At 53.2% G+C, this 23,307-nt stretch carries 15 protein-coding genes; 9 read left to right on the top strand and 6 right to left on the bottom strand.

What is annotated here, in order from left to right:
• Window positions 1–7: 7 nt before the first annotated feature.
• The 3 genes from KOR42_RS05305 to pyrH all read left to right on the top strand — a co-directional run bounded on the left by KOR42_RS05305 (window position 8) and on the right by pyrH (window position 3,974).
• The gene (locus tag KOR42_RS05305) at window positions 8–1,759 is read left to right on the top strand and encodes a type II and III secretion system protein family protein (RefSeq protein ID WP_146507661.1); all 1,752 of its coding nucleotides are present in this window, start codon (window positions 8–10) and stop codon (window positions 1,757–1,759) included.
• 93 nt (window positions 1,760–1,852) lie between these two features.
• Complete coding sequence (locus KOR42_RS05300) at window positions 1,853–3,046, top strand: AAA family ATPase (RefSeq protein WP_146507659.1); 1,194 nt, start codon at window positions 1,853–1,855, stop codon at window positions 3,044–3,046.
• A gap of 199 nt (window positions 3,047–3,245) precedes the next feature.
• On the top strand, window positions 3,246–3,974 hold the full coding sequence (pyrH, locus tag KOR42_RS05295) for a UMP kinase (RefSeq protein WP_146507657.1): 729 nt from the start codon (window positions 3,246–3,248) through the stop codon (window positions 3,972–3,974).
• A gap of 47 nt (window positions 3,975–4,021) precedes the next feature.
• Here the strand turns inward: pyrH and KOR42_RS05290 are convergent, their stop codons facing one another.
• The 4 genes from KOR42_RS05290 to rsmH form a co-directional block, all read right to left on the bottom strand.
• Window positions 4,022–5,746 (bottom strand): peptidoglycan D,D-transpeptidase FtsI family protein, encoded by a 1,725-nt coding sequence (locus tag KOR42_RS05290; RefSeq protein WP_146507655.1) that lies wholly within the window; start codon window positions 5,744–5,746, stop codon window positions 4,022–4,024.
• Window positions 5,743–6,012 (bottom strand): hypothetical protein, encoded by a 270-nt coding sequence (locus KOR42_RS05285; protein WP_146507653.1) that lies wholly within the window; start codon window positions 6,010–6,012, stop codon window positions 5,743–5,745. The genes KOR42_RS05290 and KOR42_RS05285 overlap by 4 nt, the downstream gene beginning before the upstream one ends.
• A 193-nt stretch (window positions 6,013–6,205) precedes the next feature.
• Window positions 6,206–7,411 (bottom strand): LysM peptidoglycan-binding domain-containing protein, encoded by a 1,206-nt coding sequence (locus KOR42_RS05280; RefSeq protein WP_146507652.1) that lies wholly within the window; start codon window positions 7,409–7,411, stop codon window positions 6,206–6,208.
• A complete protein-coding gene (gene rsmH / locus KOR42_RS05275) occupies window positions 7,408–8,316 on the bottom strand; it encodes a 16S rRNA (cytosine(1402)-N(4))-methyltransferase RsmH (RefSeq protein ID WP_146507650.1) in 909 nt (302 codons plus the stop codon). The genes KOR42_RS05280 and rsmH overlap by 4 nt, the downstream gene beginning before the upstream one ends.
• A 344-nt stretch (window positions 8,317–8,660) precedes the next feature.
• Here rsmH and KOR42_RS05270 point away from each other — a divergent pair, with 344 nt between their 5' ends.
• Window positions 8,661–9,077 (top strand): hypothetical protein, encoded by a 417-nt coding sequence (locus KOR42_RS05270; RefSeq protein WP_146507648.1) that lies wholly within the window; start codon window positions 8,661–8,663, stop codon window positions 9,075–9,077.
• Between the two features lie 28 nt (window positions 9,078–9,105).
• Here the strand turns inward: KOR42_RS05270 and murJ are convergent, their stop codons facing one another.
• Window positions 9,106–10,683, bottom strand: a complete 1,578-nt coding sequence (murJ, locus tag KOR42_RS05265) for a murein biosynthesis integral membrane protein MurJ (protein ID WP_146507646.1) — start codon at window positions 10,681–10,683, stop codon at window positions 9,106–9,108.
• A gap of 336 nt (window positions 10,684–11,019) precedes the next feature.
• Here murJ and KOR42_RS05260 point away from each other — a divergent pair, with 336 nt between their 5' ends.
• The 4 genes from KOR42_RS05260 to KOR42_RS05245 all read left to right on the top strand — a co-directional run bounded on the left by KOR42_RS05260 (window position 11,020) and on the right by KOR42_RS05245 (window position 17,116).
• Window positions 11,020–12,078 (top strand): glycosyltransferase family 4 protein, encoded by a 1,059-nt coding sequence (locus KOR42_RS05260; RefSeq protein ID WP_146507644.1) that lies wholly within the window; start codon window positions 11,020–11,022, stop codon window positions 12,076–12,078.
• 164 nt (window positions 12,079–12,242) lie between these two features.
• Window positions 12,243–13,970 carry a HEAT repeat domain-containing protein gene (locus KOR42_RS05255; RefSeq protein ID WP_146507642.1) on the top strand — a complete coding sequence of 576 codons (1,728 nt, stop codon included), beginning with the start codon at window positions 12,243–12,245 and terminating at the stop codon, window positions 13,968–13,970.
• 327 nt (window positions 13,971–14,297) lie between these two features.
• Entirely contained in the window at window positions 14,298–16,202 is a 1,905-nt protein-coding gene (locus tag KOR42_RS05250) for a solute:sodium symporter family transporter (RefSeq protein ID WP_146507640.1), read from the top strand.
• A gap of 419 nt (window positions 16,203–16,621) precedes the next feature.
• On the top strand, window positions 16,622–17,116 hold the full coding sequence (locus KOR42_RS05245) for a hypothetical protein (RefSeq protein WP_146507638.1): 495 nt from the start codon (window positions 16,622–16,624) through the stop codon (window positions 17,114–17,116).
• A gap of 46 nt (window positions 17,117–17,162) precedes the next feature.
• Here KOR42_RS05245 and KOR42_RS05240 read toward each other — a convergent pair whose 3' ends face one another.
• Window positions 17,163–18,671, bottom strand: coding sequence for an amidohydrolase (locus KOR42_RS05240; RefSeq protein WP_231740663.1), 1,509 nt, complete (start codon window positions 18,669–18,671; stop codon window positions 17,163–17,165).
• Window positions 18,672–18,963: 292 nt separating this feature from the next.
• Here KOR42_RS05240 and KOR42_RS05235 point away from each other — a divergent pair, with 292 nt between their 5' ends.
• Window positions 18,964–23,280, top strand: coding sequence for a hypothetical protein (locus KOR42_RS05235; protein WP_146507636.1), 4,317 nt, complete (start codon window positions 18,964–18,966; stop codon window positions 23,278–23,280).
• Window positions 23,281–23,307 lie beyond the last annotated feature (27 nt).

Genomic DNA, 23,307 nt, shown 5'->3' with positions numbered 1-23,307 from the left:
TGCATGGATGCGCAAGCTTACAGCCAATTCAATTCAATGGATCCGAAAGCTTTCGGTCCTCGTCGCACTATCGTGCTTGGCCACTCCTGTGTTGGCTCAGCCAGAGCCGGGGATCCCAGGTGATCAGTCGGTGCAGCCGGGAGAGGAAATCTTCCAGGTCACCGCTCCTGATTCCAACATCAAGCTCGTTCATCTTGACACGCGTGTCATTGAACTCAGCAACCGGATTCTTGTCGTTGACGGTTTCAATGCCGACGTATTGAGTGTCAACGCTCTTTCGCCAAACCGGATTCGCATCCACGCTGAGCAACCGGGTGTTACAACCCTGAAGCTGATCGACGAATTCGATTCCATCTTCAAAATCGAAGTCTTCGTCGAGCCAGATACTCGGGAACTTCAAGCTTATCTCAAGCGACTCTTCCCGGAATCTGCGATCGAAGCCATTGGCCTTCGTGAAGGAGTTGTCCTTCGTGGCTGGGTCACCGATCCTACGCACATCCCACAAATCATTGAAGTTGCCGAACAGTTCTATCCAACTGTGCATCCTCAAATGAATGTCGGCGGTGTCAGCCAGGTTCAGTTGCACGTCAAAGTGATGGAAATTCAGCGTTCGAAGATGCGAGACCTCGGGTTCAACTTCGCAATTCTCGGACAGGACTTCGCCATCGCGAGTACGGTCGGAGGAATCGCAAACCTTGCTTCGTTCGAAACCCCGTTCGGAGGTCCTCCCTCCATCGGAATCAACGGAGCTGACAGTGACCTGACATTCGCTGTGACCGGCAGCAACACCGTCTTCCAGGGATTCTTGAAGGCTCTCCAAACGGAAGCCCTCGCGAAAGTTCTTGCGGAACCAGTACTTGTGACAACAAGTGGACGTCCCGCCTCGATGCTTTCCGGTGGTGAGTTCCCGATTCTGGTTCCACAGGGTGTCGGTGCTGTTTCGATCGACTTCAAAGAATTCGGTATCAAAATGGAAGCAGTTCCGATCGTTCTCGGAAACGGCCGCTTGCGATTGGACATCGCTCCTGAAGTCAGTGACCGCGACGTCAGTAACTCAATCGTCGTCGACGGAATCAGTGTTCCAGGTTTGTCCGTCCGACGTGTGAACACTCAAGTTGAAATGCGATTCGGCGAAACCCTGATGATCGGTGGTCTCATTTCGACGACACGGATCGGATCGACTCAGAAAATTCCATTCCTTGGTGAACTTCCATGGATCGGTGCAGCCTTCAGCCGGAAAGATTACCGCTTCGGTGAAACGGAACTGTTGATCCTCGTCACACCACAAATGGTCTCACCAATGGGACCCCATCAGGTTCCATCTCACGGCCCTGGTCAGCACACCGACATTCCAACCGACAAAGAATTGTACTTCGACGGACTTCTCGAAGTTCCTCTGTACGGTCCTGAATGTCCTGATTGTGGCCCTTATCCGGGTGGACTCATCACTCCCGGCCAATACCAGGAAGTGACTCCAAGCGACAACACGCCAATTCCTGCACTCGAGCCAGAAACGGCTCAACGCACTCAATCCAAGAGATTCCTGCAACTGGTTGGTGCGGAAAGTGATGGATCAGCTGCTCGATCTGTCGACCGGGCAGAGTATCAATTTTCTGTCGAAGCCGATCGTTCTGGTCGTATCCATCATGCAGGGGCAGAATCAGCAATTCATTCCAACTCCTCAGCGAGTCAGCAACAACCGTATGCCACACTACCTGAGGGGCCAGAGTCGCATGGTCTAATCCAGCCAAAGAAGTAACGACGTCGAATTGATGTCGGAACAGACGATGCGTGAATCCTGGTTGGAACTGATTGCCATGCAACGGGTCCAACCAGGACAAGGAGTGAAGTCATGAACAATGTTGTCAGATTGGCGATTGTCGATCCCAGAGATGGATCGCGAACGACGATTAAAAACCTGCTATTAGGAATTGATTCGGTCTGGCTTGAAGCTGAGTGCTCCCGCTACGAGTTCTTCTCAGACATCATCACCCAAACCCAACCTGATATCGCTTTGATCGCACTCGACGCCGATCCACAACAGGGACTGGCGACGATTGCGGAAGTTCGACAAGAGTCACCCGAGTGCCATGTGCTCGTGGTGAGCAGTTCTCAAGAAGGCAGCCTGATCTTGCAGGCGATGAGGAATGGAGCCAAAGAGTTTCTCCATTCCCCCCTCAACCTTGACGACTTCATGGCGGCCCTCGACCGCATCCAGAACGTCAATGGAAACCGAGACGGCAAATCGAAGTCGACACGTGTGATCACGGTCATCGGGGCCAGCGGTGGCGTCGGTTGCACATCACTCGCTGTCAATCTGGGATGTGCGCTGGCCAGCAACGTCGAAAACAGTGTTGCGATCATCGATCTCGATCTGGCACTCGGCGACGCTGACGTCTGGCTCGATATTATCCCGGACTACACGATTCTCGACGTTGCCGAGAATATCAGTCGTCTCGACTTCTCAATGTTGAAGCGTTCACTGACGCAACATGCCAGCGGAGCGTTCCTGCTTCCTCGTCCCGTGCATATGGACCACAGTGCTCCATTGACTCCGGACGAACTGCGCCGCGTGATTGCACTGCTGAAGGCAACGTTCACGCACCTGATCGTCGACGTCAGCAAGTCGTTTTCGCAGCTTGACATGGCTGCCATGGAGATTGCGGATCAGATTCTGGTCGTTACGCAACTCGATTTGCCATGCCTTCGCAATGTTGTGCGCATCAACCAGTTTCTCGATGAACACGAACTCTCTTCAAAGGTTCAGATCATCGTCAATCGCGTCGGACTCGGGGAATCCCAGATCAGCCTGAACAAAGCCCTCGACACCATCGGACGCGAAGTCTTCTGGCAGATTCCTAACGAATATGCCGCGATTATCGAGTCCCGAAACAACGGCGTTCCACTTTTGACCGAGTTCCCCAAAGCAAAGATCACCAAAGCCATCGAACAACTGGCTCAGAAGATCGATGATTCGCTTAATGGAGACGGGGTTCCCAAACCGCCTGAAAAGAAGAAGAGCGGCCTGTTCAGCTTCCTCAAATAGAGGGAATCGAAAGTCGCTGGAGGCGGACTCTTCGAGACTCGGAAGCTGAGAGATCTCGCAGAAAAACTCAGCCGATCTTCTGGGGAAACGGCGCGGATCAGAACAAATTGCGTTAGATTACATCTATTGATCGTTCCATATTTCAAGACAGCGAGTTGTTCAACTCGCTGTTTCCATTCCATGATTTGAATTGGCAGACATGTCTGAAAAACCGCACTTTCACCGAGTGATTCTCAAGCTGTCCGGAGAAAGCTTTTGCCGTGAGCGCGAAAGCGGAATCAGCATGACCGAAGTCAGCGAGATTTCAGAAGAGATCAAATCTGTCCACGAAACAGGCACTCAGGTTGCAATCGTTTGTGGAGGAGGAAACATCCTCCGCGGGAAACAATTCTCTGAAGTCAGCGCAGCGATTCATGCTTCCACAGCCCACTACATGGGGATGCTGGCGACGGTCATCAATGCACTCGCACTGCAGGATGCACTCGAAAACATCGGCGTTCCGACTCGCGTCCAGTCAGCGATTCGGATGGAAGGCGTCGCCGAACCATTCATTCGCCGAAGGTGTTTGCGTCACCTGGAAAAAGGCCGCGTCGTCATCCTGGCAGCTGGAACAGGAAGTCCGTTTGTCACCACAGACACCGCCGCCGCACTTCGAGCACGCGAGCTTGGAGCGGACATTCTCATGAAAGCCACGAAAGTGGATGGTGTCTACTCAGAAGATCCGGAGAAAAACGAGCATGCGGTTCGTTACTCCGAAATCACATTCCAGAATGTGCTGAGCCAGAATCTTCAAGTGATGGACGCACAAGCCATTCATCACTGCATGGAACACAACATCCCAATCCTTGTCTTCAATTTCGGTCAATCCGGAAACATCCTGCGTGCGGTTCAGGGAAAGAAAATCGGAACGATCGTCGAGAAGGGATAACTCGCCGCGTTGCGACGAGAGCAATTCGTTTCCAATCGCCGTTGCGTTCAACGGCGATCCTGGGATGCGTACAGGTCCAACTGTCGGATTGTGCTTTCCAGAATCTTTGAAGCATAGGGCGCAGCGACGGTTCCGCCAGACTGTGTTTCCGAGGTCGGTTCATCGACACAGACCAGCACAAGCACTCTCGGGTTATCGGCCGGGGCTCCACAGATGAAGGAGCTGACGTGTCTATCATCGAAGTAGCCTCCTTCCGGATTGTACTTCTGCGCAGTTCCGGTCTTTCCGAAAACTGAAAGGCCGGAGATTCGCGCACGGTGCCCTGTCCCCTCTTCGATCACGCCGACGAGAGCGGATTCGACAATCCAACTCGCGATTTCCGGTCGAATCATCTCAGACACAAGAACCTGTTGCGGCGAACTGGTTTCCACGACGTAATCGCGAACCAGATGCGGACTGACGCGCTGACCTCGATTCGCAAGCATCGCATGGGCTGCGATCATCTGAATCGGCGTCACGGAAAGTTCATGGCCCATGGGAATTGACCCGGTCGAATAATCATCCCATCGATCGAGTGGTCGAACGATACCGCCTGCTTCTCCGGGGAGTTCGATCCCGGTTCGACGACCAAAGCCGAGCTTGATCGCCAGTTGATGAAGCTCCGCATTGCCAAGCCGTTCGCCTATCTTCGCCATCCCGATGTTACTGGACTTGATGAGAATTTCATCGAGACCGAGCACTCCGTAGCTGTGATGATCGCGCAGCACGCGCGTGCCCATCCGATAGGCGCCCCATTCACATTGAAAGCTTTCGTTGAACTCGATAGCGTTCCGCTCGAGCGCCCAGGCTGCCACAAGTGGCTTGAATGTTGACCCCGGCTCATAAGCGGACGCAATCGCGTGATTCGTCCACGCATTCGGAGGCATTTCATCTTCCGAATCGAGAACAAGATTCGGTCGGGATGCCATCGCCAAGATCTCTCCACTCCGCGGATCGAGAACAATTGTACTGGCTCCAAACGGTTGAACTCTCTCCACGAGTTCATCGAGAGCCTGCTCGGTGAACAACTGAATCACAGAATCGAGAGTGAGAACGATCGATGTTCCCATTTCCGGAGCAATGGTCACTTCTTCAAGCATTTCCAGCATCTGTCCACGAGCATCGCGAACGTAGCGGCGAACACCTGAGCGGCCTTTCAATTCTTTGTCGAAGAACTGTTCCACTCCCCCTCGCCCCTTTCCGTCGATGTCACGGATTCCCAAAACATGACGAGCCAGTGTTTGTTGCGGATAAAACCGCTTGAACTCATCTCGAAGCCCGAAGACATTCCAATCGAGTTCGCTCTCTTGCAGCGTGAGAACTTCCTCTTCAGAAAGTTGACGTTTGATCCAAAGGAATTTCTTTGACCGATAAGCACTCAGTTGGCGAGACACACGATCGACATCGATCTCAATCAACTCACCCAACTCACGAATCAACGTTGCGGGGTCCTCAACCCGAGAGGGATCGATAAAGAGGCTCGGAACTTTCAACGTCGTGGCCAACAGTCGACCGCGTCGATCGAGAATGTCTCCGGGCCGCGCTGAAATCGTTACTTCATCAATCTGCTGCCGCGTCGCTTGCGCGGTGAATTGATTCCCGGATGCAACCTGAATCTGGACCAGTCGGCCCACCAGAATTCCCCAGATGATAATCATCAGCCCCGACACGAATCGCTGTCGTCGTTTCGTGTTTTGATCGCTGTCTGAAGAGTCAGTTTCAACACCACTCATCGTCGACTCTGATGCTGTGGGAGTCGGCTCGCGGATCTCGTTTCCTGATCCCGATAAGAGCGGACCAGTTCAGAGTGAAGAATCGGGGCTGCCCCCAACTCTTGAGTGACCAGAAAGAGTTTAGCCCGTTCCGTATCGAGGATGTCGAGTTGTTGAAACAGTTGGCTGACTTGCCGTTTTTGCGCGAGCGTTTGTTTCTGAAGCGCGATCTCTGCCACAGACACACTTGTCAGAACGATGATCAGTGCGAGCAGACGAAAAAACAAGCTGTTCTCCTGAGGAAACACCCCTTCCCTGGAGAATGAACCGTTTGATGTTGAAAGATGAACAACAACGAAACGAAATCGCATCACGCATCAATTGAACACCGACAGACAGCCGCCGCCGGAGTTCAATGATGACCGTTCAAGTTTTCTGGCTCGTTGAAAGCAGCCAGTTTTCGTTTCGCTCGTTCTTATTCTATCGGTAATTGCCGACCGGAGGTGCGAGGCTGACTTGGCAAGCATCGGGAGGAAGTCGCAAAACCATACCGATTTTCAGGATTCCGCGAGCGCCGAGGACGTCTTGATTCAGCTTGTGAATTTCCGTCCATCGAGTCATTCGCCCCAGATGGTTTTGAGCGATGTCCGTCAGCGTATCACCTTTTCCGATTCGGTAAGCTGGGCGGCCGGATTCATCGATGAAAAATCCTCCGGGAAGTTTCGCTCGCTCCTCACTTTCTTTATTAATCCATGCCATCTCCGGATAGCGTTCTTCGAGAATGCTCACATCTGGAATCAGGACATACATCCCCGGTTTCATACGGTCGGGATGCGGAATCCGATGTCGGTTGTATTCTGCCAGGGCAGCAAAGTAACGCGCAGCCCCGTAGTACTTTCTCGACAATGTCCAGTAGTTCTCTCCGGATTGGATCTCGTGGACTTCTTCCGTTCTCACCTTCGCCGCTTCCACTTGCACTGCAGAGGAATTTCCTCCGTAGTTTCCGGGACTCGGAACCATTTGAGGTGCTGAATCGAAAGAGTTGGAGAAGTTGTCTGCTGGAGGTGAATAGACTTCGCGACTGTTCGACATCTGCTGAAAGTCACTCCCCTGCCCTGGTGGGTTGGAAAACTCCCCAACAGGAGGAAGGCTGTCGATTTCGCCAGACGGAGAGAGTGGTCTTTGTGCAGTATTCGGAGCTTGAAGGGGAAGTGCTCCCGGTGCTTGTTGAACGTCTCCCGAAATGGCTGGAGCCGAGGGATTGATTGAGGAAGTTTGCGGGAGCGATTGCTGGACATTTCCAAACGGGTCACCCGTTGGCAGTGGTTGAGGTGTTTGTGTCTTCGGAGGAAGAAACGAGTCGGGAGATGGGATTTCCTGCGTTTGACCTTCCCACTCATTCAGAAGAACCGGCTCCGGAAGCGGATCGTTCTGGGGAATCAATCCCGGCGATTCGCTGTTGCCTGCCGGTGTCAGTTTGATTGGCTGAGGAGCAGGTGAGGAAGACGAGCCTGATTCGCTCGAAACATCTTCCGGAAAACCGAACGGCGGGACCGATTGCTGGGCCTCGACGATCTTCGGAATTAGAAGACTTGTCGACGTTGTGAAAACAACGATCAGGCTGAGGAGTAATCTCCTGAACTCAATCTTCGAATTCCAAATTGAATGGTTTCTGTGGCTATTCATCGCTCAATCCTTTCAGCGACGCGCAGCTTTGCGGAACGGGCGCGCGGATTCATGCGGACTTCCGATGGCGTGGGAGCCAACGGCTTGGGTGTGACTAACTTCAAGAGTTCTGATTGTCGAAACGCCTGCTTCACTCTTCGATCTTCGAGCGAGTGAAATGTAATGATCGCAATCCGTCCGCCCGGTCGCAGGACGTGAGGGAGGACGGAGTCCAGAAAATGGTCGAGTTGTTTCAGTTCTTCATTGACGGCAATTCGCATGGCTTGAAAGACACGCACCACGCTGGGGGATCGTCGATCTCCGGAGTGTCCTCCCGTCGCTGCGAGAACAGCGTCGACCAACTGATCGACGTTTTGAATGGGCTGACCACTCTTGCGTTGTGAGACAATTTGTTTCGCAATATTCCCGGCTTGCCGATCTTCTCCGAACTCCTGAATGATCTCTGCGATCTCATTTTCCGAGGCAGAAGCGAGGAGTTCCGAAACCGATTGCCCGGTGTTCACGTCGAACCGCATGTCCAGAGATCCGGAAGTGTCGAAGCCGAAACCTCGATCGGGACTGGCGAGTTGATCCGACGAGAGTCCGAGATCTAAGAGAATTCTGTCGACATCGGTCAGGCCGCGTTTCGCAAGCACTTCCTGTAATTGGAGATAGCTTGCCTGCTCAAGAACAACTTGCGGTCCTGCGACGACTTGCGCAGCACGATCCAACATCTCGCGATCGCGATCGATGCCAATCAGTCGTCCTGCTTCGCCGATCATGGGAAGGATTTTCTGACTGTGCCCACCTGCACCAACAGTCCCATCGACGACGGTAAGTCCATCGCGTAAGTCAAGTTGCGCAAGGACTTCCCGCAACATCACCGGGATGTGCACGGTTCGCCGGGATGGCGAGCGACGCGTCATTTGTGAGACCTGAAGGTGTGACAATTTGGAAGTGGAAATGGGGAGGCAGCGGATGCTGCGAGACCGGCGGTGCGGTCAGGGAAGGGAGCTTCTTGAGTCTTTTCTACCGGAATCATCGATTTTCGAAAAGACCAATCGTCATTCCCGAAACAGGAACTTCCCAGATTGTCAATTCTCTCCTGAATGGCGTAACTGGCAACCTTGGAATTGCCAGAATGACCAGCGTTGACCCGCCAAAAGATTGCAATCCGTCGACGTTTCACATTGGGAGTTTCGTGAACAAATCCGATTCATCCAATAACTCATATGCCCAGGACAACAGGCATCAATCTACGGAGAGTATTATGAAACGTGTCGGACTGTTCGTGATCGGAGCGGGCGCACTCATCGGGGCGGGCTGCGGAAACCTGAGCTGCTTTCGATCTCACAGCGATTCGCCTTGCCTCCAGGCGTGCGTCGATGGGTCCTGCTCACCCTGCGTTCCCGGAAGGACAATGCAACCGGTCCAATCTCCCAAGGCCGAAGAGCCTCAGGAGATGACGCCGGAGAAGGAAACACCGCCTCCGAAACAGCTTCAGGAGGCGAACGAATATTCCCCCGAAGCTGAGTTTGACGCCCCTCTTCCGCCGCCTGTGAAGCGCGTCAATTATGACGTCAACGCGGATGTCGAGAGTCGATTTTTAGAGCAGCGGTTGATCTATCATCCACCTGCCCGAAAACCGATTCTAGCACCGATCAACAATGCGCTGTCCAACGATTGACAGGTTAAGAGACGACACGGACCGATCATCATTCGTGATGGTCGGTCGTCTCAATCTGTTCACTGGAGTGGCGAGGTTCCATCACCAGTTGCCGCAAGTGCGGATCGATGGACAGCAAAACAGCGAAGTATGTTGCCGCTCCGGCGAACAAACCGACAACGGATGAAAACGGAAAATTCATCATATTGATGGCTCCACCGATCACTCCCGCAGCAATCGCTGAGATCCCGGAGACTGCAGCTCCGCTCATCGCACCGGACAGAATTTCCGTTCCGTATCGAAATGCCAGAATGGCCCACAGGATCAGTCCGCAACTCAGAAAGACGATTGACGTAATCGTCGCCAGGGAAGTGACGTCTTGCACAAGTCCTGTCGTTAGTTTTGCAGTGATCCCCAAACCGACGCCGATGCTGCCGACAACGTTCGGCGTCCAGGTATCGTGATCGCTGACAAAGATTTTCCCGGCGATTTCGCACAGCCCGGCGCCAATGAAAAATCCGCTGAGCACCTTCATGAGCGAGGTGACTTCTAGAGTGTCCGACGGCTGAAATTCCCCTCGTTGATAGAGATCAGCGACAAGCGAAGGGCCGAAAAGAAAAATGACGACGAGGCTTGGAACAAGTAACTGAATCAGAGTGCGTAGCGCCATCGACGCATCTCGAAGAAACAGCCCCCGGTCGGAGGCAGCGCTGATGGCGAGTTTCGGAAAAACGAGTGTCGAGAGCGTGCCCGAGCCCAGCACAACGAAGATCGTCATCAACTGAGTCGCGTACCTGAGATGACCGATCGACCCCGGCGACATCGCAGATGCCAATGACGGATCGACGACCGAGTCGGCTTTGAGCACGAGTGTTCCAATCAAAATCGGAACGCCGGCCAGAATCAGCGAAGCGAATGCAGCGAGCTGGTTTCTTGAAATGGTCCACTGAACGCGAGTCGACAAACTCCGCAGCTGAATCATCAAATTGCACACGGCCCCTGCGATCGTGCCCCAGGCAACGACTTCAATTCCGGAATCTCGAGCGAAGACCGCGACCGTCAGGACGGTCACCAGCGGGCCCAATCCTCCAGCGATGGCAGGGATTCGGAACTCGAGTGATTGCTGAAGCACAGCCTGAAAGAGTCCAATCGCTGCGTTTGCAGGAATCAACCAGACGAGGATTGCAAAGAGCTTCGCAGAGAGCTGTTCCAATTCTGATTGGTCCCCTTGAAGATACCAATGCATCAACGGCGTACGAACAACCATCCCGACAGCTGCGATCCCAAGACACACCATTCCGATCACAACCAAAACCGTTCCTGCGAACTCGCGACGGTCTTTCAGATCGCCGATGCGGTTCATGAATGTCACAAGCGGGGCACTAATTGTTCCGGCGATGACTGCACTCACGGCGATCGGAATCGTCAAAGCGACCGTGTAAGCTTCGAACTCGATTCTCGTTCCGAAAAGTTTGGCAAGCAGAATTTGCAGCAGAAACTGCAACAGAATCTGAACAACCGTTCCGAGAAAGACGACCAGGAACGTCGACGAGAATCGTGGGAGCGAACGTGTTTCTAAACCAGAATCTTCGACCGGTTCGATAGAGTTCTGATTGGGGTCAGACATTGAATGACTCTCGATTCAGTCCGTGAACGATCAGGGCAATTGTTGCAGATGAGTCTTCCGAAGAAAGAGACACACGCGCCGCAGCATGATCTTTCGGCAGCGTGTCGCTCGATCAAATTTCAAAGTGCGATGCTGGTTTTGACTGAAAACTGCACGAAAGTCTATCGAAGTCGTCACCAATTCCGGGATTTCGTGCGGTGACCACAATCCCACAGTTCCCGAAAGAGCGTTTGAGTTGGTGCCAATTCAAACCGTTGTTTTCTAGAGTCACAGATTCATGAGTTCAGAGAGTCATCGAATTGATCCTTCGATGGGGAGCCACAGAAGAGAAAGCCATTGAGACAGCCGCGACTTCTATTTCTCGTTTCGGGACGGAATGTTCCCTCGACAGAATATCGAATCCTTCCGTTCATTTCCGGACTGAGAAAGGCCGGTTTTCGATGCGTTGTCGCGTCCGGGTATCCGGGCAAATACGACTCAAACGACTTCCTTGGGTGGCGATTCAGCCAGAAACTAAAGCGGCTCAGCTTCTGGTCTCATCTACTTCGAGCCAAAGTGTTTCGACCAGATATCGTGGTCGTCGAACGCGAACTCTTCGACAATCCCACGTTTGACCTCGAAGAACGGTTTCGCCGCGTTGGGAGACACATGGTTCTGGATGTCGACGATGCCATCTTCTTGCGGTATCCCGAGAAGTTTGCCTGGCTGTGTCGTGAAAGCGACCTCGTTCTCGCTGGAAATCCGAATCTCGTCGAGTATGCCCAGCAGTACTCGTCAGCGGTTCAATTGTTTCCGACCGTTGTCGACACGAAACTCTACCCGCTGAATCATCGAGAACCTGACGACGAGCTTCCGATTGTCGGGTGGATTGGAACCGATTCAAATGTGGCGTACCTGGAACAGATTCTTCCGGCGCTTTGTCGATCGTATGAACGCACACCCTTTCGTCTTCGAATTGTGACGGGAAAAGAAAGTTCGGTTGCTGACCTTCGAAAGAAATCCCCGTTCGTAGAATTTCGCGCATGGGATTCGGAAACGGCAACCGGGGAGATCGCTCGCTTCTCTGTCGGGATCATGCCGTTGCCTGATGAAGAATGGGCACGCTACAAGTGCGGTTTCAAGCTATTGCAATATATGGCTGCCGGGCGAGCTGCGATTGCGTCACCGGTGGGAGTGAATCAGGAAATCATTCAACATGGTGAGAACGGTTTTCTCGCCTCGACGGAAACGGAATGGTCGAATGGATTGCTGCGATTGCTGGAGGATGCGCAGCTTCGGAAGCGGATGGGACAAGCTGCGAGGAAGCGAGTTGAGGAGGATTTTTCCGTGCAGTCGGCACTCCCGAAGCTGATTGATTCCTTTCAAAAGCTGCTTGAACAATCGAAATCAGGCTGAGGGGAAATTGTGTCACTTCGCCGGAAAAGAGATCAAATCGGAAGAAGTCAACCTCTCAGAATAGATTTCCTCACGAAGACTCATGACACACCGAATTCCCTTCTGCTATAATTTCATCTCTCTTCTTACTCATATCATATCCCAAAATTGCAGACATTTGCCTCATGAAGTCGATCGTGTCGCTCATCGTCATCGGCCTGTTTTCATCGAATCTTCTGGCAGCTGATCCAGCTGCGGTGAAGAAGGCGATTGCTCAAGGTTCGGGATACCTTCAGGGAATCTTCGACAAAACTACCGGCGGAAAGCGAACAGTCACCGCTCTCGCCCTGTATAAGGCGGGTGCTTCTCCCGATTCCGGAGCCGTTGGGAGCACGGTCAATGAGATCCTTGAGCGATTCGAAGGTGGGAAATATCGCCCGGCCAGTGAACACATTTATGAAGCGGGAGTCGAAGCGACACTTCTGGCGGACATTTCGACGGAAAAGTATAAGCCGCAGCTGAAGATGATCGCTGATTACATCATCGGGCAGCAAAAGGAAAACGGAGGCTGGGACTACCCGACCGGGAGAAGCGAGGCGAAGTACAACGGCGATACGAGTGTCATTCAATATGCGTGTCTCGCCCTCTGGGCAGCGGAACGGGCTGGGATCGAAATCGACGACAAAGTCTGGGAGAAGGTTCTCTCCTGGCATGTGAGATTCAAAAACAAAGACAGCGGATTCGCCTATTGCCCGGGCACGACAACGGGTCACTTCAAAGATGCGTCAACACTCAACATGACTGCGGCAGCTGTCGCGAACATGCACATCGCAATGTTACACATCGACCCGGAGTTCCTTCCGTTGAAGGACCGCCGACCTAAAAAACGCGAAGAAGAATCCGGCCCAACTGGTCCAAAATTCGGCATCCTGCAACAAGTCGATCTCGACGGAGAAGAAGCACGCGGCGAATCGGTTCGCATCTCAGGTGCTTCCGTCGAAACAGTCAAGAACGCATTCGGATGGCTCGGGACTCGTTTTCGCGTCGAGAACAAAGAGAGTCCGCACGCAACCTATTACTACTACACGCTTGAACGAATGGCTGCACTTGCTGACGTTGAGAACGTCGGAAGCCATGCCTGGTTCGATGAATGTGCCAACTACCTGATCGGCAAGCAGCTTGAGAACGGGTCCTGGAACGAATCGAGCTTCTTCGACGAAGGTCTCGACACCGCGTTTGCGATTCTCTTCTTGACGCGTTCGACGGGAAAACTGCTCAAACGAGTCAGTGAACCCGGATTCGGCGACGGTCTGCTTGCCGGAGGACGGGGACTTCCCGACGATTTGAGCGACGTCGATTTCAACGGACGAACGATCCAGCAGAAAGAAAAACCGACCGAACCTCTCGATGTTTTGCTGGCTTCGCTTTCAAACACCGGCAACCTCGACATGCTCGACGTTCAGGAGCAAATTATTGAACAGGTCCAGATTGGGAATCGCGAGGATTTGATTGGACAGGTCGATCAACTCGTAAAGCTGGTCGACCATCCTGATCCCCAAATTCGACAAACGGTCGTTTGGGCACTCGGTCGCACCGGGAACATGAATTTGACTCAGTACCTGATTGATCGATTGAGCGATTCTGATTTGGGTGTCATGATCGAAGCTCGAAACGCCCTGTGCTGGATTTCGCGGCGTCCGACCGGATTCGGCTTCCCGGAGGATCCTCTCGAGGAACTTCCTCCCTCCGCTTCTGAAGACCAGAAGTCCGCTGCCATCGCACAGTGGCATAAAAACCTCGTGCTGACGTGGGGCGAGTGGTATCTGAAGAATCGGCCATTCGAAGATCGAGGAGACGCATTCGAAGCTCGGTTGAGAAAGAAAATGGAGAACCTCAAGTACGGGTTCGAATAACCTCTGCAGCTTCGGCCATGCAGCATTTGCTGACGTACTCAGTCAATTCTTATTCGCGGTCTCTTCGCCACATCGATGAAGAGCCGGTATCTGTTGACATCGCGGCTTCACAGGGTGGCTTCGAGAGCAAATCAAAGTCCTTTAGGTTCTGCGGGCCGTTTGCTCATCGCGGCATCTCCGCGCTGAAAGTCAATGTCAGTTGTTGTTCCTTAGCAGATTGACTGAGATATTCCGTCACTTCTTGGGTTTTTGAGTGGCGAAACGTGATGTGTCCACTACAACGGGCAGTTCTATCACGAATCGGACAAGCCTGATGAAAGGGTCGGCATGCTGACATTGTTGTCGTTTGTATTTTTCACTGCGTTGGTGGGATTCATCACCTGGCGTTTGACGCGTCATGACAACCATGACAGTTCCGCCGGATACTTTCTGGCAGGACGAAGTCTGACCGGTGGGTTTATCGCTGGCTCACTCTTGTTGACCAATCTTTCTACCGAACAGCTTGTGGGGCTGAACGGCGACGCTTACCGCGACGGGATTTGTGTGATGGCCTGGGAGGTCGTCGCAGCCGTTTCACTGGTGATTCTCGCCCTGTTCTACCTTCCTCGGTATTTGAAAAGCGGAATTGCCACTGTTCCCCAATTCCTCGAAAACCGCTTCGATCATGGGACCCGTAACATCACGACGCTGATTTTTCTCGTCGCTTATGCGGGAATCCTGCTCCCCATCATTCTCTTCACCGGGGCTCGGGGTGTTTCCGGAATGTTGCAACTCGGAGAACTGACAGGCATTCAGGACGAATTCACGCTCATCGCTTTGACGGTCTGGCTGATTGGGACAATTGGCTCTATTTACGCCATTTGGGGAGGACTTCGAACCGTTGCCGTGTCAGATACATTGAACGGATTCGGCCTCCTCGTCGGCGGACTCTTGATCGCATACTTCGGCCTCACAGCAGTCAATCCGGAAGGTCCCGTCGCGGGCCTTCAAACGCTTAGGGAGGCAGCTCCTGAGAAGTTCAATTCAATCGGGGGTCCTGACCAATCCGTTCCCTTCTTCACCCTGTTTTCGGGTGTTCTTCTGCTCAACCTCTTCTATTGGACGACGAACCAGCAGATCATTCAACGTACGTTCGGTGCCAAAAATTTAGCGGAAGGACAGAAGGGAGTTCTGCTCGCTGGCTCGTTGAAAGTCCTCGCGCCGATGATTCTCGTCCTTCCCGGGCTGGTCGCTTTCCATCAATACGGACGAGTCGAGACTGAAGACGGCGCCTATGCGGTGAAAGACAAAACAACCGATGCTCCGGCCGTGGTCGTTAGTTCAGAGGCAGGGAAGGAAATTCTGCACGGCAGCGAAGCCCGCGAGCTTCTCAAAGTCACAACAGACGCCGACGTCTTGGCATTTGCAGAACAGACGGTTCATGATTCCGTCGGTAAGGAATTGGCCATCGAGAAAGTTCTCCCGGTCGGTGTCGTCATCGTTGAAGATGAAAATGGAGAACATGTTTATCTCGACGAACTCCCCGAGGAACAACTGGATCGCGTGATTCCGCCTCGCAACGCTGACAAGAGCTACGGCCGACTTGTGCAGGACGTTCTGCCGGACTATCTCGTCGGTTTCTTCGCGGCAGCAGTGATCGGAGCGATTCTCAGCTCCTTTAACTCCGCCTTGAACAGTACGGCCACCCTCTTCAGTCTGGGCGTTTATCAAGGAATGCTCCGTCCAAATGCCAGCGAAACTGAAGTCATTCGATCGGGGAAAATCTTCGGGACCGTCATTGCGGTCGTGACGATGCTGGTCGCTCCGATGTTGCTCGGACAGGACAGCATTTTCGGTTACCTGCAGAAGATGAACGGATTGTATTTCATCCCTATTTTCTCGGTGATGCTGGTCGGAATGTTGTCGAAAAGAGTTCCCGCACTGGCTGCGAAAGTGACTCTCATCGCCAGTTTCTTCGCCATTTGTCTCGGGTATTTCACCACTCCGGGAGACGCTTTTGTCAGCTCGATTCACACGTTTCACTTTCTCGGTCTCGTGTTCGCTGGCTCCGTGGCGTTGATGTTGGTGATTGGAGCCGTCAAGCCGCGTGAAACTCCCTGGGAACAACAGTATTCCGGAGATGTGGACCTCACACCCTGGCCACTGGCGAAACCGATGGGAATCGGATTAATGCTTTTTGTTGCGTTCATTTACGCGTACTTCGCAGACTTCTCCATAATCACCGGAAACTAATCCGAAACACGATTTGCAGCCCACCCTCTTCGACATGGTTTTCACATTGTTCGCTTCTGTGAATTTGTGAAGGCCGTGTCGAAATCTGCTTTGAGTGAACATTCGAAATCCCTCAGCGAGACGCCCGGTCTTTTTCCACGGGATCTCAACGTCTGTGAAGGCTCATCTGACCAGAAGTTGCAATCTGCTTTTGAACATCGTTCTGCCCGAAAGTTCGCGATCGCGATTATTAAGAAATGAAGAAAACCCAACAGAAACTGCCAATTCCGTCGTAGAATTGTCATCGAAAGCTGTTTCGCATTTCGATAACTGAATAGGCTTGGTAATTTTGCAGAGTTATTCAAGGACTGACGAATTGTTCATCAAAGCTTAACACTTCTCGCTCCAGAAGTGGGATGGCGTAAAAATAGGGAAGTCCGATGAAATTGGCAGATGACATTGTGCGTGTCTCTTTTCGACGCGAAGACTTCCGGATCTCGTTCAGCCAGCCCTTTCTGCTCGTGTTCGTTGTCGCACTGATCACAACAGAATGTGTGTTTGTGCTGAATGGCGAGGCGAATTTTCAGCTTCTCGCATTCGTGCTTCCGTTGCTCGTCATCGTGCTTTGTACAAGTGCGATTCTTCTCTTGAAGTACCGTTTCCCTTTCCAGGTCAGCCGCGATGGAATCGCCTGCTACGATTTCTGGTGCCGCCCGCAGCGGACATCGTGGGAGGCAGTTTCGGATTGCGAAATCGTCACCACTGCCGGACTGCGGTACTTGAAGGTGCGTGCGGACGGGAATTCCCGGGCAATCTGGATTCCACTCTTTGTCACTCAATCGGCAACCTTGCGAGACTTACTGTCGCTTTATCTCTCATGCGAATCACGAGACTGTTCACGTAACATTGCCGAACTGCTCGACCGCGCAGAGTGATTCGAACGCGAATAACGTGACTTCGCGATATCATCGCGAGTAGTGCTCAATCGCGGGAATTGATCGTCGTCGGCTTTCGATAGTTGAGTGGAGGTCCCTGATCGGGCGGAATCAGTGACCGATACCCGTGCTTGCCGCGCCGTCTTTCGAATTCCAAGTTGGCCGCTTTGATCACCTCGGGTTGTTCGAATAAATCGATGGCTGTGGCTGTCAGAACCCGACTTGCAAGCGTCATCCCGGCGCGAGCCATTTTCCGCCGCCCGCAGGCAACCGCCTGCCAGGAATGACCGGGTGTTCCGGGGACCCAACAGGCAGTATTGAATCCCGTTGTCGGCACCACCCAGGAGACGTCTCCAACATCAGTCGATCCGCTGCTCGTTTCACCACTTCGATTGATTACCTCACGCACAGACGCGAGCGGTTTGGGGTTCGAGAGTGTCGACTGGAGTTTGAGCGCGAACTTCACATCCTCACTCGTGTACTCGAGATCATTGAGTTGCCTGAGGTTCTCCAACGTAATTTCGGCGAGCGTATTGTTCGGGAGAATGTCGAGAATCCCGCCTTCGTTGACGATTTCGAGTTCGGTCTCCGTCGCAAGAGCCCCCGCCTGAGCACATTTGACGAAACGCTCGTAGATTTCGGAGAGCGTTGAAGCATCGGGATGGCGGACGTAGTAGTAGACTTCTGCGAAATCCGGAACGACGTTCGGGGCGCTTCCGCCGGAAGTGATGACGTGATGAATTCTTGTCTGTTCGGGAACATGCTCTCTGAGCATTTGCGTCGCGATATTCGTCAATTCGACCGCGTCGAGGGCCGACCGCGCCTGCTCCGGGGCAGCTGCGGCATGAGCACTGATCCCATGGAATCGGAATTTCACCGCGATTCTGGCGAGAGATGATCGATCACCGGCTGCATTGATGCTGCTTGGATGCCAGTGGAGAGCAACGTCGACATCATCGAAGAGCCCTTCACGGACCAGAAACACCTTGGCACTGCCGCCTTCTTCAGCCGGACATCCGTAGTACCGGACCGTTCCCTCGATGTCGCCGTTCAGGATTTCTCGACCAACGGCAATTGCGGCTGTTGCTGATGCGACACCAAACAAATGATGACCACAACCGTGACCGTAGTCTTTCCCTTCCGGTGTTGCCTTGTACGGGACGGCTGCCTGCGCGAGTCCCGGAAGCGCGTCGAACTCCCCAAGAATTGCGATGACGGGCGAACCGTTGCCAATCGTCGCTGTGAACGCGGTCGGAATCCCAGCCACTCCTCGTTCAATCTCAAAGCCTTCCGAGGCGAGCCATGACGACAGAAGCTTTGAGGAATTGGCCTCTTGATATCCCGGCTCAGCCCATTCCCAAATCTGCTTTGCGTTTGTCCACGCAATTTCCTCCAAAGCGGTCACTGTCTCATTTGCGCGTTTCCGAGGCGGTGCCGATTCAAGAGTTTCGCTCCACAGACAAAGGCAGACAATGACCGCCAGCATGACGTTGACGCATCGACCTCGAATCGGGAAACGAGGGGCACAAAATGAACGACCGTTGAGAATTTGCATGCGGCATCTTTCCTCGAGCAGGTTGCTCTTTCCCGTTCACTCGGTTGCACTGTTTCATCAGGTCTCAGGCCGAACTTGCTCGTGCGAGTGTGTGCAAACCAAATCAGAAAAAGCTCTAACATCTCGAAGCGTCTTTGAGTCGATTGCACTTGCCAGCTGAATGACTGAAATCACTTCGGAGTCTTGCAATAATTCTGAATCGTACCAATTTCGGGGACAATCATCGATCCGACGGGCGTAATCGGACGAAATTCGGGATCCGCTGCGTTTGATGTTTCATCAAAGATGACCAGTGAGTCGCAAACTGAGTCGCAATGTCTGGAAGGCAGAAGGATTTCTCTTTCAGGGTGGCTTTCACCGAAGTCGCGACTCCGTCACAATGGAGATGGTGACTGGCTCCCAAATCCGACTGCGAAACAGTCTCGATGCAGGGCTGAAATATGCTACGATCACGATTTTCGAACTTAAGAGTGACCTCCATTCAACTGGTGGAGGATGGGTACAAATGGCACCACGGAAGAAACGAGCTGACGATTCCGATAACCTCGGACCTTCAAAGGACTTCAGCAGCCTGCAACACATCCTCGGATATCTCAACTATTCAGGGGGGACGTCGGATCCAAAGTTTCTGGACCAACTGAATCAGCTTTGGAAGCGAGAAAGTTCGAGTTCGGAGACCAGTCCTTCTGAAACGCTCGAGAGTGTCTTTCAGACGCTTCATGACGGTCTCATTCACATGACCGCCACGGATTCTGCCTTTGAAGAATCCAAGCAGGCGCACGCAGCCCTGGAACTGGCAATTCGACATACGCTTCCCGCCTACCAGAAGTATCACTCGGATCTTCTCTTTCATCAGAGCCTCGAAACGTTTTGCCAACCCTTCTTCCTCGCAAAGATTTTCGAGGCGGTCTTACAACAAGGCGGTCCGTGGAATGAGGAAAGACGAATCGTCGACGGGGCGATTGCCAACCTCAACGACTTCGTTGGATACCGACCTGTCGCAGTGCTTGAGAACGGCCGCAAGATGGACGTTTACGCCCATGAACGCCATCGACCGTTGCCGCTTTACATTCCAGGTGCTGGGGCTGCCGAATGCCGATACGCTCCGCTGATTGAACGGGCGATGCAGTTTCTGGAAGAAGCTCCTCAGGATCTTTTGCAGGAGTCATTCTTCTCCCTCGATCATCTGGACGAGTTGGCGTGCGACTTACGTGCATACGATCACTTGAATCCCATCTTCAAACGCACCAACTACATGTTCGGAGAGTGGGATCCGCATCAGATTGATTCGAAAGGTTTTTACCGCCGGTTTGTCATTCGTCAGATCATTCTCGACTCACTCTGCGACTGGATCGAAGAAGCTGGCGAAAAGTCCCCGCAGGAAGAACGTCTTTTCGATGCATCCGCTGCACTTTGTGGAACGATGTTGATGGCCTCTTCCATCAGCGGTGCAGGCCCCGGAATGCACGATTCGACCGTCTCACTCACGACACTTCTCCCGATTGTCGCAGAACGCAGAGACGCCTTTTACACACGAATTCTGACACAGCTGACCGGAAGCCGCGCCAAACGGCTTCATCAGGAAGCGGTCAAACATCAGCAGCCGTTCGGACATGTCCGGCAATACCTCAACATGAAGCTCGCGGGATACGGAGCCCGACAGGTTCAGCACCGCGAATTGGCGCACCTGTACGCTGTGATGGGTTACGCCTCGGCAAGCCGCCAGCAGGCAAATGCCATCCCAGCAAGTTCGATCCGAATCGAAACCGAGATCGAATGCATGATCGCATCGGCCCATCAGGCACTCGATCTTGAAGACGTCGCCAAAGCTGTGGAATACGCGAGTTCGATCCCCGATCTTCTCGAACGTGGAGTGCAGTGCGGCGCCCTCGTTGATCCGTGGAACATCCTCGGGTTTCAAGGACAGTTTCCTCTCTTCACAGCCCGAGAAGACTCCATCCCCGATAGTCGCATCGAAATCCTGATGGGATTGATGGAAGCAACGTTCAATGTGTTCTCCCGGACTCTTGGAGAAGCTGGAGCCAAGGGGCTTCAAACACAGCGAGAAGAAATTTCGGTCGTCTTCGAACGCCTCGCCCACTGGTGGGACAAATTCGGAAGCGATGTCATCGAAGATTTGCCCGATGTCGACGGCCACGAAAGTTGGGAATCAGCAACTCACGTCGCAGAAGCACTGAAAGCCTGGCGGAGTGCCGGAGAATCCGCCGGTGATATCTCTTTCTGGCGAGAACGCGTTGACCAGTTTCAGTCCGCACAGTCGTATGCACTTGTGGTCGATGCCCTGCTGTTGAAGAAAGACGGCGTCGCTGCCATGGGCCTGCTGATGCAATGGCTCAGCCAAATGGAGGAAGTTGGTTTCGAATCTCCACAGCATTCGATCTTCTCCCTTCTCATCCGCTGGATGAAGCTGGCGACTGGCGATGATGACACTCCAGTCCCACCCGATCAGGCAGCTGCTTCGATTCGAAGAATGTTCGCATTCCTGGAAGCCAACGCCGAGGAATGGTGGTCCGTTCCCATCATTCGGCGAACGTCGTCCGATGACCAACAAATCATGCCGGGTGAGCTTGAGTTCGGTGAACTCGACGATGAAGATGACTTCGACGAAGCGGAAGGTGAAGATGAACTCTTCAGTGCTGCCTACGACGGAATGGTGTTCCGCGACAGTGCCGAAGATGGCCAGTGGAGCGACACCGTCGATGACGATTCCGGTTCCAATCAGGGAGAGTTCGAAGCCCTCAACCGCGAGTTAGAACCACGTCTTAAGTTTCTCAATGCTGTTGGGCAACTTTGGCAAATGGCAGCTGCCTCATTCGCACGTTCCAGCTTCGAGTCTGAAGAGAACCATCAGCTCGATGAACAAACCGTTGAAGCACTGATTGGCTGGCACCGACAGGCGCAGCGATGGCAAATTGATCTCGCAGAACTGATGGAGAGTGTCTGGGATCGAGAAGTCGAATCACCGATCGGCGACCACGATGGAAACGTCGAGTACGACATCCAGTTGCAGGTTAAGTTCTACCTGCTTCATCAGATCATCAACACATTGATCTGTCTGAGAAATTCTGAGCGACTGCTGAACGGCATCATCCCTGAGTCCGTGACGGTCCCCCGCGGCACCGAACAGGATCGGCGACTTGCGTTGATTTATCGTGCCGTTGTCCAGCGTGACGGTGCGACCGTTCGAGAACTGCTCCCATCGCTGTTGTCGAGATTAGCTCGCAACCCGTTGCTTTACATTCCCTTTGAAAGTGGCGGAGATCCCGGACAGATCTTGCGGACTCAAGCACTCCAATCCGTCGTCCGATTCTTACTTCGCGAGTTGCCGAAACTCGGGATGCTTCGTGAAACCTGGCATCTGCTCTATACAGCGTTTCGTATGGAACGAAAGTGGCGGCCAAAGGGGCAGGCGATTACAGAATTCGATCGTCTGTTCACGATTGCCCTCCGAGGTTCACTGAATGCCCTCGTCACCAGCGTTCAATCCTGGGCGCCCGGAAAACTGGATACAGAAGATCTCATCGACGCCATCAGCCGGGTCCTCGATCCGTATCAGTGGTTATGGTCCGAACACAGCCGCACAATGAGAATTTCTGCGGTCGACGTGATGCGGAAGGAAGAGGAATGGGAAGATCTCGCCGAGTTCATTCAGGACTACGGACGGGAACTTTTTCATGCCAGCCACCTCACGCTCGGGAACGTTCGCGCCATCCTTCACAACGGTGTCGACTGGTTCCTCGACTATCTTGAAGAGGAACAGGATCCGATTCACCCGATGAAACTGCTTGATGACATCGACACCGGCATTATCGATCGGGAACACGCGGAGTGGTGTCTGGAACAAGTTTATTCCATTATCGTCGACCGGTTTGATCGGTTCCTGGAATACAATACGACGACGACCCAATCCGACTACGGTGAGATGATTTACTGTCTGCTGGAGTTCCTTCGACTCGAAGCCAGATACGATCGCGATGCTTGGAATCTCACGCCGTTGACGCTCGTCCACGAAGTCCTCGTGCGAAACTCGCTCCTGGAAGCTGCCGAAGTTTGGGAATCAACCTTTGAGATGCAGACTGCAGACCTTGCAGATCAGCATCTTCAGGACCTGCGACGACTGCAAAAGCTGTTCGGAATGCGGATGCCGACCATCACGGATCATCTGCGCGAACGTTTCGTGAAACCGCTAGCTGTGAACAGAATGCTTTCGCTTGTCGAACCCGCAGTACGCGACGCACGATCTGCGAAACTCAACTCCGAGGCATTTGAAATGCTTCAGGAAGAGGTCGATGAGTACCTCGACGACTGTTGGGGTTCGGGAGTCGATATCCCGGATTGGTTGCAGGCTCTCGAACGAGAAGTCAGCGATGCATCTCAACCCGATGAAGGTGGTCGTCCCGGCACGGAAGCAGACCTCAATCTTCCGACGATCAGTATTTCACGGAAGGATTTCCTGGGACAGGCCCGTCGCTGGAAGGAAAACCTGGGGGCCAAGAACCGCCCCAAACCCAACAAGACGAATCCGGAGCAGTCATCTCAACTCGACGACACGACCACTCCAGACGCGACGGACGAACAAGAAGACTGATCGAAAGAAGCAGTGACACCATCATGC

This window comes from Thalassoglobus neptunius, from assembly GCF_007859735.1.
GTDB lineage: Bacteria > Planctomycetota > Planctomycetia > Planctomycetales > Planctomycetaceae > Thalassoglobus > Thalassoglobus neptunius.
Note: the sequence above shows the minus strand (reverse complement) of the source record. Positions and strands in the feature narration are given on the sequence as shown.

Bases quoted from the DNA above. Each gene is read 5' to 3' on its own strand.
- KOR42_RS05245 (WP_146507638.1), top strand. From the start codon at position 16,622: ATGAAATTGGCAGATGACATTGTGCGTGTCTCTTTTCGACGCGAAGAC.
- KOR42_RS05250 (WP_146507640.1), top strand. From the start codon at position 14,298: ATGCTGACATTGTTGTCGTTTGTATTTTTCACTGCGTTGGTGGGATTC.
- KOR42_RS05280 (WP_146507652.1), bottom strand. From the start codon at position 7,411: ATGAATAGCCACAGAAACCATTCAATTTGGAATTCGAAGATTGAGTTC.
- KOR42_RS05300 (WP_146507659.1), top strand. From the start codon at position 1,853: ATGAACAATGTTGTCAGATTGGCGATTGTCGATCCCAGAGATGGATCG.
- KOR42_RS05290 (WP_146507655.1), bottom strand. From the start codon at position 5,746: ATGAGTGGTGTTGAAACTGACTCTTCAGACAGCGATCAAAACACGAAA.
- KOR42_RS05240 (WP_231740663.1), bottom strand. From the start codon at position 18,671: ATGCAAATTCTCAACGGTCGTTCATTTTGTGCCCCTCGTTTCCCGATT.
- KOR42_RS05305 (WP_146507661.1), top strand. From the start codon at position 8: ATGCGCAAGCTTACAGCCAATTCAATTCAATGGATCCGAAAGCTTTCG.
- murJ (WP_146507646.1), bottom strand. From the start codon at position 10,683: ATGTCTGACCCCAATCAGAACTCTATCGAACCGGTCGAAGATTCTGGT.
- rsmH (WP_146507650.1), bottom strand. From the start codon at position 8,316: ATGACGCGTCGCTCGCCATCCCGGCGAACCGTGCACATCCCGGTGATG.
- pyrH (WP_146507657.1), top strand. From the start codon at position 3,246: ATGTCTGAAAAACCGCACTTTCACCGAGTGATTCTCAAGCTGTCCGGA.
- KOR42_RS05255 (WP_146507642.1), top strand. From the start codon at position 12,243: ATGAAGTCGATCGTGTCGCTCATCGTCATCGGCCTGTTTTCATCGAAT.
- KOR42_RS05270 (WP_146507648.1), top strand. From the start codon at position 8,661: ATGAAACGTGTCGGACTGTTCGTGATCGGAGCGGGCGCACTCATCGGG.